Raw genomic sequence first — 14,398 nt, 5'->3', positions numbered from 1 at the left:
GGTGTGGTCCTCAGAAGCCCAGGCTCAAGTGTTCGGCGATCGGTCCCAGTGCCAGGGTCGGCAGGAACGTCAGGCCACCCACGAGCAGGATGGTCACGGTCAGCAAGGTGACGAACAGCGGGCCGTGGGTCGGGAAGCTGTTCTGGCCCAGGGGCGAGGTCTTCTTCGCGGCCAGACTGCCAGCCAGTGCCAGCACCGGCAGGATGTAGCCGAAGCGGCCAATGAACATCGACAGGCCCAACATCAGGTTGTGGAAGGTGGTGTTGGCGCTGAAGCCGCCGAAGGCCGAACCGTTATTGGCGGTCGCCGAAGTGTAGGCATATAGCAACTGACTGAAACCGTGGGCGCCGGGGTTGCTGATCGCACCTGCCGGGCCGGGCAACGAGGCTGCCAGCGCACCGAACACCAGCACGCCGACCGGCATCACGATCAAGGTCGCCACCAGCAACTTGACCTCACGGGCCTGCAGTTTCTTGCCGAGGTATTCCGGGGTGCGGCCAATCATCAGGCCGGCGAGGAACACCGCGATCAATACGTTGAGCAACATGCCGTAGAGGCCCGCGCCGACGCCGCCGAAGATCACTTCGCCGACCATCATGTTGGCCAGGGCGATCATCCCGGTAAGCGGGTTGAGGCTGTCGTGCATGCCGTTGACCGAACCGTTGGACGCCGCCGTGGTGGTTGCGGCCCACAGCACGGTGGCCGTTGTGCCAAAGCGGGTTTCCTTGCCTTCCATCGGCGCGGTCTGCTCGACCGACGCGATGTTCAGCGCAGGGTTAGGCTGGTACTCAGCCCACATCGCCGTCGCGCCACCGATCAGGAACAGCGCCAGCATGCAGGCGATGATCGCGCGGCTCTGGCGCATGTCTTTCACGTAGTGGCCGAAGGTGAACACCAGCGCGGCCGGGATCAGGATGATCGACACCAGCTCGAACAGGTTGCTCCAGATGGTCGGGTTCTCGAACGGATGCGCCGAGTTGACGCCGAAGAAGCCGCCGCCGTTGGTGCCCAGTTGCTTGATCGCAATCTGGCTGGCAGCCGGGCCCAGAGGAATGGTCTGGTCGGTGCCTTGCAGGGTCACGGCGTCCACGTAATGGGCGAAGGTTTGCGGCACGCCCTGCCACACCAGAAACAGCGCCAGGATGATGCACATCGGCAACAGGCCGTAGAGGGTCGCGCGGGTCATGTCGGCCCAGAAGTTGCCGAGGTGCTGCGTCGAGCGACGGCTGATGCCGCGGCAAAACGCGACCAGCACGGCGATGCCGGTGGCGGCGCTGACGAAGTTCTGCACGGTCAGGCCGGCCATCTGGCTGAGGTAGCTCAGGGACGCTTCGCCGCTGTAGCTCTGCCAGTTGGTGTTGGTGACGAAGCTCATCGCGGTGTTAAACGCCAGCGACCACTCCATGCCCGGCAGACCTTGAGGGTTAAGCGGCAGCGAGCCTTGCATGAGCAGGATGGCGAACAGCACGACGAACCCGGCCAGGTTGAAGGCCAGCAGGGCGATTGTGTAGGTTTTCCAGTTTTGTTCGACCGCGGGGTCGACGCCGGACAGGCGATAGCAAATCCGTTCGACCGGGCCCATGACCGGGGTCAGAAAGGTCCGCTTACCTTCCATGACGTTGTAGTAGAACCGTCCCAGCAGCGGCGCGGGCAACAGCACCAAGGCGAAAAAAGCCAGTATCAGCAGGTAGTCGTAACCGTGCATGGCCGTTACTCCTCGACCCGGCCGGCGCGCAGGAGCGCAACCAGCAAGTAAACGAATAACCCTGCCGCGAGCAGCAGTGACACCCCATCCAGAACGCTCATGAAAAACTCTCCGTCATACGGCGACTGCCGTGTGGGGCAATTGTCTGCAGCGGGGGTGTAAAGGAACGAGAGCGACGGGGGTCGGGGGGCATAAAGAAAGCGTAAAGAGTGGTTGATTTAGCGGCTTTGCGGGCTTTAGATCGCGGGCATATCCAATATTTGTGTGGGCTGTTGTTATGGGCGGCCTAACGGCCTTGTGTTTCGCCTTCGGCGAGTTACTTGGAAAAGTCGAAAGTCGCACCATCCCCAAGTAACCAAGGGTGCTTGCTCCTGGCTAGGTCCCTCCTTCGTCGGGATACCCTCACTCCGACGACGCTCCGTGGAGCCCGCGCCGAACGGACATCCATGTCCTGACGGCGCTCTCGCCGCATCCATGCGGCTCGGCCCACTCCGCGTCGTCTACGTTCGGCCTGCACCCAAGTCGCGATTGGCGGTGTTTGAACTTTTTGTGTATGAAGAGCAAAAGCAAATCAGAGGCAGCTCAAGAGCGGGTCAAGCGCCAGGGACTTGTGGGAGTGAGCTTGCTCACGAAGGGGTCGGTACATCCACCGGATATCTGGTGTTTGAGATAAAGCATTCGCGAGCAAGCTCGCTCCCACAGATGGGCGTCCAATCAGCAAAACTGTCGCCGCCTGGGCTGGCCTCTTCCCGGCTAAAGCCAGTCCTACAGGGCGTACGCGGTGCTTTTGTAGGACCGGCTTCAGCCGGGAAGCTGTTGATCTGCTTTTGATCTTGATCTTCATACGCAAGACGTCCAGACGACACCAATCGCGACTTGGGTGCAGGCCGAACGCAGACGACGCGGAGTGGGTCAAGCGCCAGGGACTTGTGGGAGTGAGCTTGCTCACGAAGGGGTCGGTACATCCACCGGATATCTGGTTTGGGATAAAGCATTCGCGAGCAAGCTCGCTCCCACAGATGGGGTGTCCAATCAGCAAAACTGTCGCCGCCTGGGCTGGCCTCTTCCCGGCTAAAGCCAGTCCTACAGGGCGTACGCGGTGCTTTTGTAGGACCGGCTTCAGCCGGGAAACTCTTGATCTGCTTTTGATCTTGATCTTGATCTTGATACGCAAGACGTCCAGACGACACCAATCGCGACTTGGGTGCAGGCCGAACGCAGACGACGCGGAGTGGGCCGAGCCGCATGGATGCGGCGAGAGCGCCGTCAGGACATGGATGTCCGTTCGGCGCGGGCCCACGGAGCGTCGTAGGAGTGAGGGTATCCCGACGAAGGAGGGACCTAGCCAGGAGCAAGCACCCTTGGTTACTTGGGGTGCTTTTCCAAGTAACTCGCCGAAGGCGAAACAGTCTGCCCCCAGGCAGACGCCCTTGATCTTGATCTTGATACGAAGCACGGCAGGTCAGCCGTGTACCGACCTTGATACATTCACGACAATCCACCGACACCTGCCCCCCTCACCCTTCCGCCCCGCTCGCCAGCGAAGTAGCATGGCAGCGTCGACTCCTACCCGCGGCCCACTCGGCAGCACCACACGGCGGCAGCACCATGCAGACAACACCCGACAGCACCACCGCCACCGCGCCGAGCGAAGAGCGCCGCTGGAACACCCGCGCCCTCATCGTCGACGACGACATCCCCATCCGCGAACTGCTCTGCGACTACCTCGCCCGCTTCAACATCCACAGCACCGGCGTCACCGACGGCAACGCCATGCGCCTGGCCCTCACCGAAGACACCTACGACGTCGTCGTCCTTGACCTCATGCTCCCCGGCGAAGACGGCCTCTCCCTCTGCCGCTGGCTGCGCAGCACCTCCGACATCCCCATTCTCATGCTCACCGCCCGCTGCGAACCCACCGACCGCATCATCGGCCTGGAACTGGGCGCCGACGACTACATGGCCAAACCCTTCGAGCCCCGCGAACTCGTCGCGCGGATCCAGACCATCCTGCGCCGCGTGCGCGATGACCGCACCGAAGAACGCACCACCCTGCGCTTCGACAACTGGCGCCTGAACAGCGTCCTGCGCCAACTCACCGCGCCGGACGGCCTCGTCGTGCCCTTGTCCAACGCCGAATTCCGCCTGCTGCGGGTCTTCCTCGAACGGCCGCGTCGCGTGCTCAACCGCGAACAACTGCTCGACGCCGCCCGGGGCCGCTCCATTGAAGCGTTCGATCGCAGCATCGACCTCCTCGTCTCGCGCCTGCGGCAGAAGCTGGGCGATGACCCGAAATCACCGCAACTGATCAAAACCGTGCGCGGCGAAGGCTACATGTTCGACGCCCGGGAGATTGGTTGATCCGCTCGGCCGATACCCTGTTTGCCCGGCTGTTTGGCGGGGCAATGCTGGCGATCGTCCTGGCGCACCTGCTCGCATTCGTCTGGTTTCACCACTACGGCCCGAGAATGCCGCCCCCGCCCGGTTGCGATCGGCCGATGGAAAGCCAGATGCAAGCGCCATCCGACCGCGACGCTGCAACGGGCGACGACCTTCAGCGCCCTCCTCCACCGCAAGGATGCCGCCCACCGATGCTCGGCATTCCGCTGGTGCCCTTGCTGTTCCAGCTGATCAGCCTGGTGCTCGCCGCCTGGTTCGGCGCCAAGGCCCTGAGCCGGCCGATCCGCCGACTGAGCGAAGCGGCCGAGCGCCTCAGCGAAAACCTCGACAGCCCGCCCCTGGCCGCCAATGGCCCTCGCGAGGCACGTCAGGCGGCGCAGGCGTTCAACCTGATGCAGGAGCGCATTCGCGAACAGGTGCAACAGCGCGGGCGCATGCTCGCCGCCGTGTCCCATGACCTGCGCACGCCGCTGGCGCGTCTGAAACTGCGGGTCGAGCAGATCGACGAGCCGCGGCTGCACGGGCAGATGAGCCAGGACCTCAACGACATGATCGGCATGCTCGACGCGACCCTGACCTACCTCAACGAACAGCGCACCAGCGAAGCGCTGCAGTATTTCGACGTGCAGGCGCTGATTGAATCCCTCGCCGAAAACGCCCAGGACAACGGTGACGACATTCAGGCGAGCGGGAATTGCCGGCCACTGAAGTCCCAGCCCATGGCCCTGCGCTCTTGCCTGAACAACCTCATCGACAACGCCCTGCGTTACGCCGGGCATGCGCGGGTGGAGATCGAAGACGCCAGCGATCGCCTGCGGGTCAGCGTCATTGATCACGGCCCCGGCATTCCTGAAGACCTGCGTGAAGTGGTGTTCGAGCCCTTCTATCGCGTCGAGAGCTCGCGCAATCGCAACTCGGGCGGCGTCGGCATCGGCATGACCATCGCCCGGGAAGCCGCGCGCCGAATGGGCGGCGACCTGCGCCTCGAAAAAACCCCCGGTGGCGGCCTGACCGCCGTGCTGGATCTGCCGCGAATCTGACCCGGCGCCGCTACGCAAGCCTCACGTAAGCGCGGCGGTACAAACCCAACACACCCACGACACGCCTTGCCCTGACGCTGCATAAGCCGGAGCACCGCCCGGCATTATCCATCTGATGGGGAGTCAGTCCGATGATCACAGGCGTCAGCGGCAGCAGCAGTTATTCCAGCTACACCAGTGCCAGCACGAGCAGCACCACCAGCACAGCCAACAGCAAGAAGTTCGCCGACGAATTATTGAAGAAACTCGACGCGAACGGCGACGGCAGCATCGACAAGGACGAGCTGAGCTCGTCGCTGTCCTCGGATTCCAAAGACGGCATTACCGTCAGCTTGAGCAAGGCGTTCGGCGATCTCGACAGCAATGACGACGACAGCCTCGACGCCGACGAACTGGCTGCCTTGACGCCTCCGCCGCCACCGCCGATGCAGATGGACGCCGCGTCCTCCGAAGACGAAGCGCAAAACCTGCTCAGTGCGCTGGACAGCGACGGCGACGGGACGGTCAGCAGCGCTGAACTGACCACGGCGTTGAGCAGTTCAGACAGCAGCGCCGACAGCAGTAAGGTGTTCGATGCCCTCGACACCAACAAGGACGGCACCGTCAGCCTCGACGAACTGACCGCCAGCCTGCAGGCCCAACAACCGCCGCCTCCGCCCCCTGCCGAAGACGCCAGTGACCTGTTCAGCAGCCTGGACAGCGACAGTGACGGCAGCATCACCGCGGCTGAACTGACCAGCGCGTTGCAGGGCACGACGAATTCCGCCAGCACCTCGTCCTCCAGCAACCAGACCGCCGCTAGCCAAACAGCCACTTCGCAAACCACCACCCAGGCCACCGAAGCCTTGAACCGCATGGTCGCGGCCCTCAGTGACCGTTACAACCTCAACAGCAACGCCACGTCCGGCAAATACGTCAGCACCTCGGCCTGACGAAAAAAAACCGCCGCCGAGCTCAGCCCGGCGGCGGTTTTTTATGCCCGTGCTTTTTACGGGTGTGAATTACTTGACCGGCTGCCGCGCGCGGCTGTCGCCGACCCAGTCCAGCAGCAAGCTGTAGGCCACCGCCAGCAACGTCGGGCCGATGAACAGGCCGATGAAGCCGAACGCCAGCAACCCGCCAAACACCCCGAGCAAGACAATCACCAACGGCAGGTTGCCGCCCCGACTGATCAGGTACGGCTTGAGCACGTTATCGACGCCACTGACGATGAAGGTGCCCCACAGGCCGAGAAAAATCGCCATGCCGTAATCGCCTCTCCAGGCCAGCCACGCCGTGGCAGGTATCCAGATCAGCGGCGGGCCCATGGGCACAAGGCTCAGCAGGAAGGTGCCGATGCCCAGCACCAAAGCGCCCGGTACGCCGGCAATCAGAAAACCGATCAGGGCCAGCACCGCTTGCGCCGCAGCCGTGCCGATCACACCGTTGACCACCCGTTGCACCGTGCCGGCCACCAGATCGAGGTAATACTGAGCGCGATCGCCGATCAGCCGTTCCAGCAGACTCAGCACGAACGCCGCCACCCGCGGCCCGTCGCGGTAGAAAAAGAACACGAAGACGATGCTCAGGGTCAGCTCAAGAATGCCGCCGCCGATCTGCGCACTGCGCGCCAGCAGCCAGTTGCCTACTTGCCCGAGGTAAGGCCGGACGCTGACCAGCAGCGCCGCGCCTTGTTGGTCGATGGTGTTCCAGTAACCCACCAACCGCTCGCCCACCAGCGGAACGCCCGCCAGCCAGGTGGGTGGATCCGGCAGGCCGTCCACTTGCACGTCCTTGACGAACGCCGTTGCGTCGCGCACGTGGTCCGCCAGATTGAAGCCCAGCCAGACCAGCGGCGCGAGTACCAGCACCATCCACCCCAGCGTCAGAATCGCCGCCGCGAGGGACTCACGCCCCTTGAGCGCGCGGGTCAACAGACGCATCAGCGGCCAACTGGCAAACGCCAGCACCGCACCCCAGAACAGCGCCGACCAGAACGGCACCATCACCCACAGGCAGGCACCGAGCAGCGCGAGCAGGAGAATCTGCACCAACAGGCGATCGTTATTGAACATCGTTCATTCCGCAAAAGAGGGGGTTTAATCCGAGAAGCATACCGTCTAACCACGCAGCCCGCCGCGCGCTCACACCCACGCCAGCCTTCAGGACGGAACCGAGACGGGTCTATGCGTGCTTAAGACCTGTCCATCGGTGTTTGCGGGCGAATTGACCTTCTATCACTCAGCCCATTCTTTATTAACGGTAAAAGCGATTGTCAGCCAACGATCAGGGCCGGTACCTCCGACCTCTTCGCCAATTTCATCCCGGATCAGATCCCATGCCTCCAGGGAGCGTGGCGGCAAGCCCGGTGGAACGATGAAGTAAATCTCGATCTGCCTCCCGCGCCCCACTCGGGCCACATAGGCACGGTAGGAAAGGAAGCCATGTCGCTGGACAGCATCGCTGGCAACGTCATCGACTCTTTTCTTCATTTCTGGCGGGGTCACCAGCAGAACATCTGCGAGAGCGTCACGAATCGTTGGCAGAGGCAAGGGTAAAACGATGAGACAAACAAGCGCCAACACCGCGGGATCTATGTAGGGCGCTAACCATTCCAGCTCTGTGCCCGTGATAATCCAGCCGGTCAGGAACGCGACTAACAGAGCGCCGGTCATTGCAGCGGAGATTGTCCAGGCTTTTACGTCCAGTGCGATGAAGCTTGAATTGAGTCGTTTGTTTGCTCGTCGGCCATAGATGATCATTCCGACCGCGCTCACAAGGGCCACAAAAGCAAAAATGAGCGCGAGATCGAAGTCCAGGTGTCGCCCGCCCGCCATCAGACTTCCGACGGCCATGATCAGACCATAGCCAGCGGTTCCAACCAGTAGCGTGCCGGATAAACCAAGCACAATGGGCTCAAGGTGCCAGAACCCCATCGTGAAATTCTTGGTCAGGCGGGCGCGACCGACATCGTTGTGAGAGAAGGCAATCAGCTTGGCAACGACCAGTGCAAAGCTCGTCATGATTGCGTCGATAAGGGTGTATACGCCGTCAAAAATAATCGACGCAGACCCAGTCAGCAGACCGAATACCACCCCAAAAATAGCCAGAGCAAACGTCACAATAATGGAAAGGCGAAGCACGCTTGGCTCTGTCATCTGACTCACGGGTACGATTGGAGGGCGGCATTGTAAACACACGGTGAAGTCAGACCAAACCTGGCTCTGCGGCCCTCAGCGAATGAGTTCGAGGGTCAGGCCGGGATTTTTCCGGTCGCCCGCTTCCAGCCGTGCAGCGCGTACGCCTTTGGCCACCAGCGCTTGACGCCACGCTTCGCGCTGATCCCCGGAAAGCGTAACCCGCAAGGTGCTGTCCAGATTCAGGCCACGGGACAGCAAGGTGATCCACGGCTCCTGCGGCTCAGCGGCCAGCATCGGCAGTTCCAGCTCGCCGGTGCTTTTCAGCTCGCGCAACAGGGTCGCGGAAGTCGGCAGCAAATCCCCCAGCGGCGTGCTCGACTGAAACTGCTCGACGTGGAGGAAAGCCCGGCGGTTGCCCCGGGTGATGCCGTACAACGCCACGAGTGTGTTGTCCGCCGGCGCGGCCAGGCGCAGCAGCAAATAGGACTGACCGTTGTCGGCGCCATACAGCTTGGCATTGCCGAACACCTCGTTGGCCCACAGGCTGCTTTCCCCGCAATCCCGCGCCTGGCACCAGAACAGCAGCTGCGCGCCCTGCTGCTGTAGCGCTTCGCGGGCGGCGGTGAACGCTTCGTCGGCGCTGTGCTCGACCGGCAATTGGTAGGTGATGGCGGTGACGTTGCCGCGCCCGGACACTTGCCCGTCGAAGCGCAACTGGCCGCTGATCTTGCGAATCGAGCCCAGCGGGTAAATGCGTTCCAGCTCAACGGCAGGCCGATAATCGACGATTTCCGCGTCTGTCAGCCGCGGCACGATGGGCAAGTCCTGACTGCCGGGAACGTCGGCCGCCTGGGTGGCGACGCTGAGGCCGGTGAGCAGCAGCGTCAGCGCGAGCGTGCGGGTGAACGTCATGGAGGCGCTCATGGCAGGGCAATCGGCGAGGCGGCGGCGAATGCAGCAGGCAAAGCACCCGTGGACGTAATCGGCAGGCAAAACAAAGCCGCGACAACGCGCGGCGAGCATGAAAATAAAACGGTGCGGCGTGGGCAGTGGTCCATCGTGCAGTCTCCTGTTTCAACTGCCCCAGCCTCGGCAGTTGCAGGTCGCAAGTCAAGGCACGGCGAAGAAGCGATTGAAACAGTCTGCAACAGAGCGCGCCCCTGCCTCGTCGTTGAGGTGCAGATGGTGCCCGCCCGGCAAGGACGTCACCGTAAAAGGAACACTGGCGAGCAGCTCCCGGTTCTGCGCGAGCATGCCCTCCTCGGCCACGATCAACTGTGCCGGACAGCGCACCGCCGTGACGAAAGCCAGCGCCTGCGCTCGCGTCAGACGAATCGACGAGGGCAAGGTCAGTCGGCTGTCGCTGCGCCAGGTGTAACCACCCGGCACCGGCATCAAGCCACGCTGGGCCAACAGCTCGGCGGCCTCACGACTGACCGCGACCATGCCTTTCATCCGCGCCTCCACCGCACGGTCCATGTCCGGGTAGACGGGCTTGCGCTTGCTCTGCTGGGTCAATTGCGCCTGCAGCGCCGCGCCCATGCGCTCGACCACAGACTCGGGCTCGCCCACCGGCGGAACCAACCCGTCGATCAAGGCCAGACGATTGACCCGCTGGGGAACCGCCGCCGCGACGATCACCGAAATAATTGCCCCCAGGGAATGCCCCAGCAGAGAAAACCGCTCCCAGCCCATCTGCCCCGCCACCTGCAACACGTCGTGGGCGTAGTCCGGCAAACCATACGCCGAACCCGGCGGGCGGTGGTCGGAGTGGCCATGCCCGGCCATGTCCAGTGCCAGGATCCGCAGCCCTTCAAGCTTGGGCGCCAGCCGCGCGAAGCTGTTGGCGTTGTCCAGCCAGCCATGCAGAGCGATTACCGGAATGCCGTCCTGGGGACCGAACAGATGGGCGGCCAGTTCGATATGGGGCAGGCTCAGGCGGATCTCTTCCACCGAGCAGGTCATGCGCGGGCTCGTTGCAGGGCGGCGTCAGTGGTCGCGCCTTCAGCCCTGGCCGTCCAGCGGGAAAACAGCGTTCTGAGCATGTGGGCGGTGTCCTCGGGATGTTCGAGCGGGAACATATGCCCACCGGGCACGGAAAGATACTCGCCTTCGCGCATGTTTTTGACCGACAGCGTATGGTGGCGCCGCACCACATCGCTGCTCTCGCCGCGCACCATCGCCAACGGTACGCGCAACTGACGGGCCAGACCGGGGCTGGTGTGGGGCACGCTGCGGTAGATGCTGATTTCGGTGGCAGGGTCGAAACGCAAGCGCAACCCGTCGCCATCGGCTTGCAGCCCGTGAAGCAGATACGCCTCGAAACACTCGGGATCGAAACGCCGAAACAGCGACTTGCCGGCAAAATAATCCCGCGCCGCCTCGACGCTGCTGAACACCTCACGACGCCCCAACGTCCGGCCCGCAGGCGTGATGCGATCGATAAACCCGAAGCGCTTGGCCGCCCGAATCATCCACTGATCGAACCGGGACAGCACCGGTGAATCCAGCATCACAACGCCGCGGTACAACTCAGGATGGCGCAGCGCCGCGTGATAATGCAGCACACCACCCAGCGAATGGCCCACGCCCCACACCGGTTGCGCCTGCTCGCGCAGATGATGAATCAACTCATCCACCAGCTCCGGCCAGTTGTCCGTCACCGGAAATTGCGGGTCATGGGCATGCTGCTCCAGATGACGAATCTCGAACTCAGGCCCAAGCGCCGCGAACAACTTGCCGTACGTGCCCGACGGGAAGCCGTTGGCGTGAGCGAAAAACAGAAGTTGAGCCATGCCGACACACCCAGAGCAACCAGAACAAGCCGCGATTGTGCGCACCGCCCGCCAAGCGCGGCAATGACCGGAACTGCCATCGATGAGGCCACTCCGGTCATGGGAAGGTTTATCTGGTGGGTGTGAGCGCCACGGCAGAGACGCGGAGCGTCTGAGGCGGCATTACCGCGCGGAGCGTGGGAACGATCGAGCGTTGGACCGTAAGATTGATGGTGCCCAATCCGGCCTCTTCCCGGCTAAAGCCGGTCCCACTCACAGCAGCGCGTGCAGCCAGTGGGAATGGCGGTGACCCTGTGGGACCGGCTTTAGCCGGGAAGCTTTTGATCTGCTTTGCTTTTGATCTGCTTTTGATCTTCATGCACAAGAAGCTCAGACGCCGCCAATCGCGACTTGGGTGCAGGCTGAACGCAGGTTTTGCGGAGTGGGCCGAGCCGCATGGATGCGGCGAGAGCGCCGTCAGGACATGGATGTCCGTTCGGCGCGGGCCCACGGAGCGAGACCGGAGTGAAGGAACCCTGAGGAACGAAGGGCCCAACCAGGAGCAGGCACCTTTGGTTACTTGGGGTGCTTTTCCAAGTAACTCGCCGAAGGCGAAACCCGAGGCCGTTAGGCCGACGCCCTTGATCTTGGCGTCAAGCGCCCAACCATCAGCGAGACGGAGGCTGCTCACCATGGGGCACCACCGCCACCGTCAACCGGGAAATACAAAAGGCCTTGCCGTCCTCCGTCGTCAGACGAATATCCCAGACATGGGTCGTGCGCCCGATATGCACCGGGTGCGCCACTGCCGTTACCCGCCCACTGCGCACCCCGCGCAAATGGTTCGCGTTGACCTCAATACCCACACAAAAAAACCGATCGGTATCAATCACCAGATAACTGGCCGTAGACCCCACCGTCTCCGCCAGCACCACCGACGCGCCGCCGTGCAACAAACCGTAAGGCTGATGAGTGCGCTCATCCACCGCCATGCTCGCCGTCAGAGACCGATCGTCGACCGCTTCAAACCGAATATCCAGCACCTCACCGATGGTGTTCTTCTGCTTCGCATTAAGCGCGTCAAGGTCCGGAGGGCTACGCCATACACTCATGGTTCTTCCTTGTTATTAGCGAGTTATCAATACATATCACAGGCAGCAGGGGGAGCTGAGCAAACCGCTCACCGCCCCATCACTCAGCGTGCCGAACATCCACCAGTTCCATCGCACCGGCAAGGGGCAAATCCGCCTCAAGCTGAGCAAGACTGGCGGTGTGCATCGGTTGCGCCTGCTGCAAAGAGCCATGCACCGCCAGCCCGATCAACGTGCCCACCAAGGGCTGATGGCTGACCAGCAACACATTCTCCGCGCTGTACGCATCCAACTGCTCGAGCACCTTGTGCGGATTGCAGTCTGGCGTCAGCCACGGCACGGTCACGATGGCATCGGTGAACCCGAGGGCCTGACGGACCAGCTCGGCGGTCTGCTGAGCACGCACATAGGGGCTGGCGATAATCCGCTGCAGCGGCTGACCCATCAAGTGAGCGGCGCTGCGCAACACCTCTTCGCGGCCCTTGGCCGTCAGCTCCCGCTCGGCATCGGTACGGGCCTGAGGTTTCGCCTCGCCGTGTCGCAGAATCCAGAGCTTCACGGTTTCGGCTCTTCGTCGGGCTTAACCGGCGGAGTAACCGACGGGCTACCCGGCGCAGAGGACAATGCATCGGCAACAGGGGGCGACGTGTCGACCACCACCGGCGGGGTTTCGGAAACCACCGGCGGCGTGGCGGGAACCGGGTGCGGAGTCACTGGCGCCGGTTGAGGCGTGACGGGCGTCGGCTCAGCCGCGGCAGGCGCCGGTTGCGGCTTGACAACCACCACATGCGGCGCCTCGCCCTCGGGCGCACGCGGCGCAGGCCAGTCAGCAAACGGCCATGGCTTCTGATCGGTGTGGAAGGTGCCAAAGCGACCGATCTGCGCCAGATACTGGCTCAGGCTGTCACCGAACGACATGACGCTGAGGCTCGGCGCGCCATTGAACAGGCGGTAAACCAGCTGCACCAGAACAGCCACCCCCAGCACCACCTCCGCCACTTGCCAGACCAGCACAAACAGCACCATCCACAGGATGCGCAGCAGGATTGATTCGTGTTGCTTGAGTTTTGATTCGTTCAAGAGCTTCTCCGTGAAGGGATCAGTTGAAACCACTGGTTGAAATGAAGTCGACATCGGTCTTCGGCTCGGCGCGCATCAGCAGTTCGATGACCTGCTCCAGCGTGCGGCCCTCGAAAAGAATGGCGTGAAGCCCGGCCACCAGCGGCATGTAAACCTGCAGTTCCTGCGCCTTGGCCTTGAGCACCTTGAGCGTGTTGACGCCCTCCGCGACCTCGCCCAGTCGGGTCACCGCTTCGTCCAGGCTCAGGCCCTGCCCCAGGGCAAAACCGACCTGATAATTACGGCTCTTCGGCGACGAACAGGTGACGATCAGATCGCCGACACCGGCCAGACCAAGAAAGGTCATCGGATTGGCACCCTGACTGACCGCAAAGCGGGTCATCTCGGCCAGCGCGCGGGTGATCAGCATGCTCTTGGTGTTCTCGCCCATATTCAGCGCCACCGCCATGCCGGCGATGATGGCGTAAACGTTTTTCAGCGCGCCGCCCAGCTCCACGCCAAAACGGTCGGCGCTGGCGTACACGCGGAAGGTACGACCATGCAGCGCGGCCTGAACCTGCTGACAGAGGTCTTCATCTTCGCTGGCGACCACCGTGGCGGTGAGGGCGTGTTCGGCGATTTCCCGGGCCAGATTGGGCCCGGACAGCACGCCAATCCGCGCAGCGGGGGCGATGTCCTGAAGGATTTCGCTCATGAGTTTGAAGGTGTCAGCCTCGATGCCCTTGGTCAGGCTGACCAGCATCTTGCCGGCGAGCAGATCGACATGCGGGGTCAGCACGCCACGCAGCGCACTGGACGGCAGCGCCACGAACACCAGTTGACTGTCTTGCAAAGTGGCGTGCAGATCGGTGACCGGCTCGACGCCGTCGAGCACCTTGATGCCCTTGAGGTAGCGCGGGTTCTCGCGGTTCGTCCGGATCGCCTCGGCCTGCTCCGGATCGCGCATCCACTGCGTCACCCGATGACCGTTGCCGGCCAACAGATTGGCCACTGCGGTCCCGAAGCTGCCGCCGCCAAGGACCGCTATTGGTTGCTGCTGGGTCATAAAACAATCCATTCAGGGCCATCACATCTGGCGATGCGGGCATTATACGGAGCGTTAGTCTCGGGGCCAGCGGCAAAAGGTGCCCCCACGAACTTATAGCCGATCCCCCACTCTTGCCGAGGAAATTGCCCACAGCTCGGTTAA

At 62.8% G+C, this 14,398-nt stretch carries 13 protein-coding genes and 1 pseudogene; 3 read left to right on the top strand and 11 right to left on the bottom strand.

The window, feature by feature from the left end:
• Positions 1–10: 10 nt before the first annotated feature.
• On the bottom strand, positions 11–1,705 hold the full coding sequence (kdpA, locus tag ABEH28_RS09275) for a potassium-transporting ATPase subunit KdpA (RefSeq protein ID WP_346629740.1): 1,695 nt from the start codon (positions 1,703–1,705) through the stop codon (positions 11–13).
• Positions 1,706–1,710: 5 nt separating this feature from the next.
• Positions 1,711–1,806 carry a K(+)-transporting ATPase subunit F gene (gene kdpF / locus ABEH28_RS09270; protein WP_037009437.1) on the bottom strand — a complete coding sequence of 32 codons (96 nt, stop codon included), beginning with the start codon at positions 1,804–1,806 and terminating at the stop codon, positions 1,711–1,713.
• A gap of 1,507 nt (positions 1,807–3,313) precedes the next feature.
• On the opposite strand from kdpF, the gene ABEH28_RS09265 reads away from it, so the two are divergent.
• The 3 genes from ABEH28_RS09265 (at position 3,314) to ABEH28_RS09255 (ending at position 6,077) form a co-directional block, all read left to right on the top strand.
• A complete protein-coding gene (locus ABEH28_RS09265) occupies positions 3,314–4,066 on the top strand; it encodes a response regulator transcription factor (protein WP_133771586.1) in 753 nt (250 codons plus the stop codon).
• On the top strand, positions 4,063–5,145 hold the full coding sequence (locus ABEH28_RS09260) for a HAMP domain-containing sensor histidine kinase (protein WP_346629739.1): 1,083 nt from the start codon (positions 4,063–4,065) through the stop codon (positions 5,143–5,145). Before ABEH28_RS09265 ends, ABEH28_RS09260 begins: the two co-directional genes overlap by 4 nt.
• A 131-nt stretch (positions 5,146–5,276) precedes the next feature.
• Positions 5,277–6,077: an EF-hand domain-containing protein gene (locus tag ABEH28_RS09255; RefSeq protein WP_346629738.1), complete on the top strand. Its 801-nt coding sequence runs from the start codon at positions 5,277–5,279 to the stop codon at positions 6,075–6,077.
• A 69-nt stretch (positions 6,078–6,146) separates the two neighbouring features.
• On the opposite strand, the gene ABEH28_RS09250 is transcribed toward ABEH28_RS09255, so the two are convergent.
• The 9 genes and pseudogenes from ABEH28_RS09250 to ABEH28_RS09210 all read right to left on the bottom strand — a co-directional run bounded on the left by ABEH28_RS09250 (position 6,147) and on the right by ABEH28_RS09210 (position 14,254).
• Positions 6,147–7,199: an AI-2E family transporter gene (locus tag ABEH28_RS09250; RefSeq protein ID WP_192174903.1), complete on the bottom strand. Its 1,053-nt coding sequence runs from the start codon at positions 7,197–7,199 to the stop codon at positions 6,147–6,149.
• Positions 7,200–7,361: 162 nt separating this feature from the next.
• Positions 7,362–8,282 carry a cation transporter gene (locus ABEH28_RS09245; protein ID WP_346629737.1) on the bottom strand — a complete coding sequence of 307 codons (921 nt, stop codon included), beginning with the start codon at positions 8,280–8,282 and terminating at the stop codon, positions 7,362–7,364.
• Positions 8,283–8,357: 75 nt separating this feature from the next.
• A complete protein-coding gene (locus ABEH28_RS09240) occupies positions 8,358–9,176 on the bottom strand; it encodes a DUF4892 domain-containing protein (RefSeq protein WP_346629736.1) in 819 nt (272 codons plus the stop codon).
• Positions 9,177–9,374: 198 nt separating this feature from the next.
• Positions 9,375–10,229 carry an alpha/beta fold hydrolase gene (locus tag ABEH28_RS09235; protein ID WP_346629735.1) on the bottom strand — a complete coding sequence of 285 codons (855 nt, stop codon included), beginning with the start codon at positions 10,227–10,229 and terminating at the stop codon, positions 9,375–9,377.
• Positions 10,226–11,059, bottom strand: a complete 834-nt coding sequence (locus ABEH28_RS09230) for an alpha/beta hydrolase (protein WP_346629734.1) — start codon at positions 11,057–11,059, stop codon at positions 10,226–10,228. Before ABEH28_RS09230 ends, ABEH28_RS09235 begins: the two co-directional genes overlap by 4 nt.
• Positions 11,060–11,706: 647 nt before the next feature.
• Positions 11,707–12,150, bottom strand: a complete 444-nt coding sequence (locus tag ABEH28_RS09225) for a hotdog fold thioesterase (RefSeq protein ID WP_346629733.1) — start codon at positions 12,148–12,150, stop codon at positions 11,707–11,709.
• Positions 12,151–12,229: 79 nt separating this feature from the next.
• The gene (sixA, locus tag ABEH28_RS09220) at positions 12,230–12,688 is read right to left on the bottom strand and encodes a phosphohistidine phosphatase SixA (RefSeq protein ID WP_346626380.1); all 459 of its coding nucleotides are present in this window, start codon (positions 12,686–12,688) and stop codon (positions 12,230–12,232) included.
• 221 nt (positions 12,689–12,909) lie between these two features.
• Positions 12,910–13,209 (bottom strand): annotated as a pseudogene (locus tag ABEH28_RS09215) (DUF4389 domain-containing protein); the annotation flags it as partial.
• Between the two features lie 19 nt (positions 13,210–13,228).
• Positions 13,229–14,254 (bottom strand): NAD(P)H-dependent glycerol-3-phosphate dehydrogenase, encoded by a 1,026-nt coding sequence (locus ABEH28_RS09210; protein ID WP_346626381.1) that lies wholly within the window; start codon positions 14,252–14,254, stop codon positions 13,229–13,231.
• Positions 14,255–14,398: the final 144 nt, after the last annotated feature.

This window comes from Pseudomonas sp. Ps21-P2, assembly GCF_039672565.1.
GTDB lineage: Bacteria > Pseudomonadota > Gammaproteobacteria > Pseudomonadales > Pseudomonadaceae > Aquipseudomonas.
This window is presented reverse-complemented; position numbering and strand designations above follow the sequence as displayed.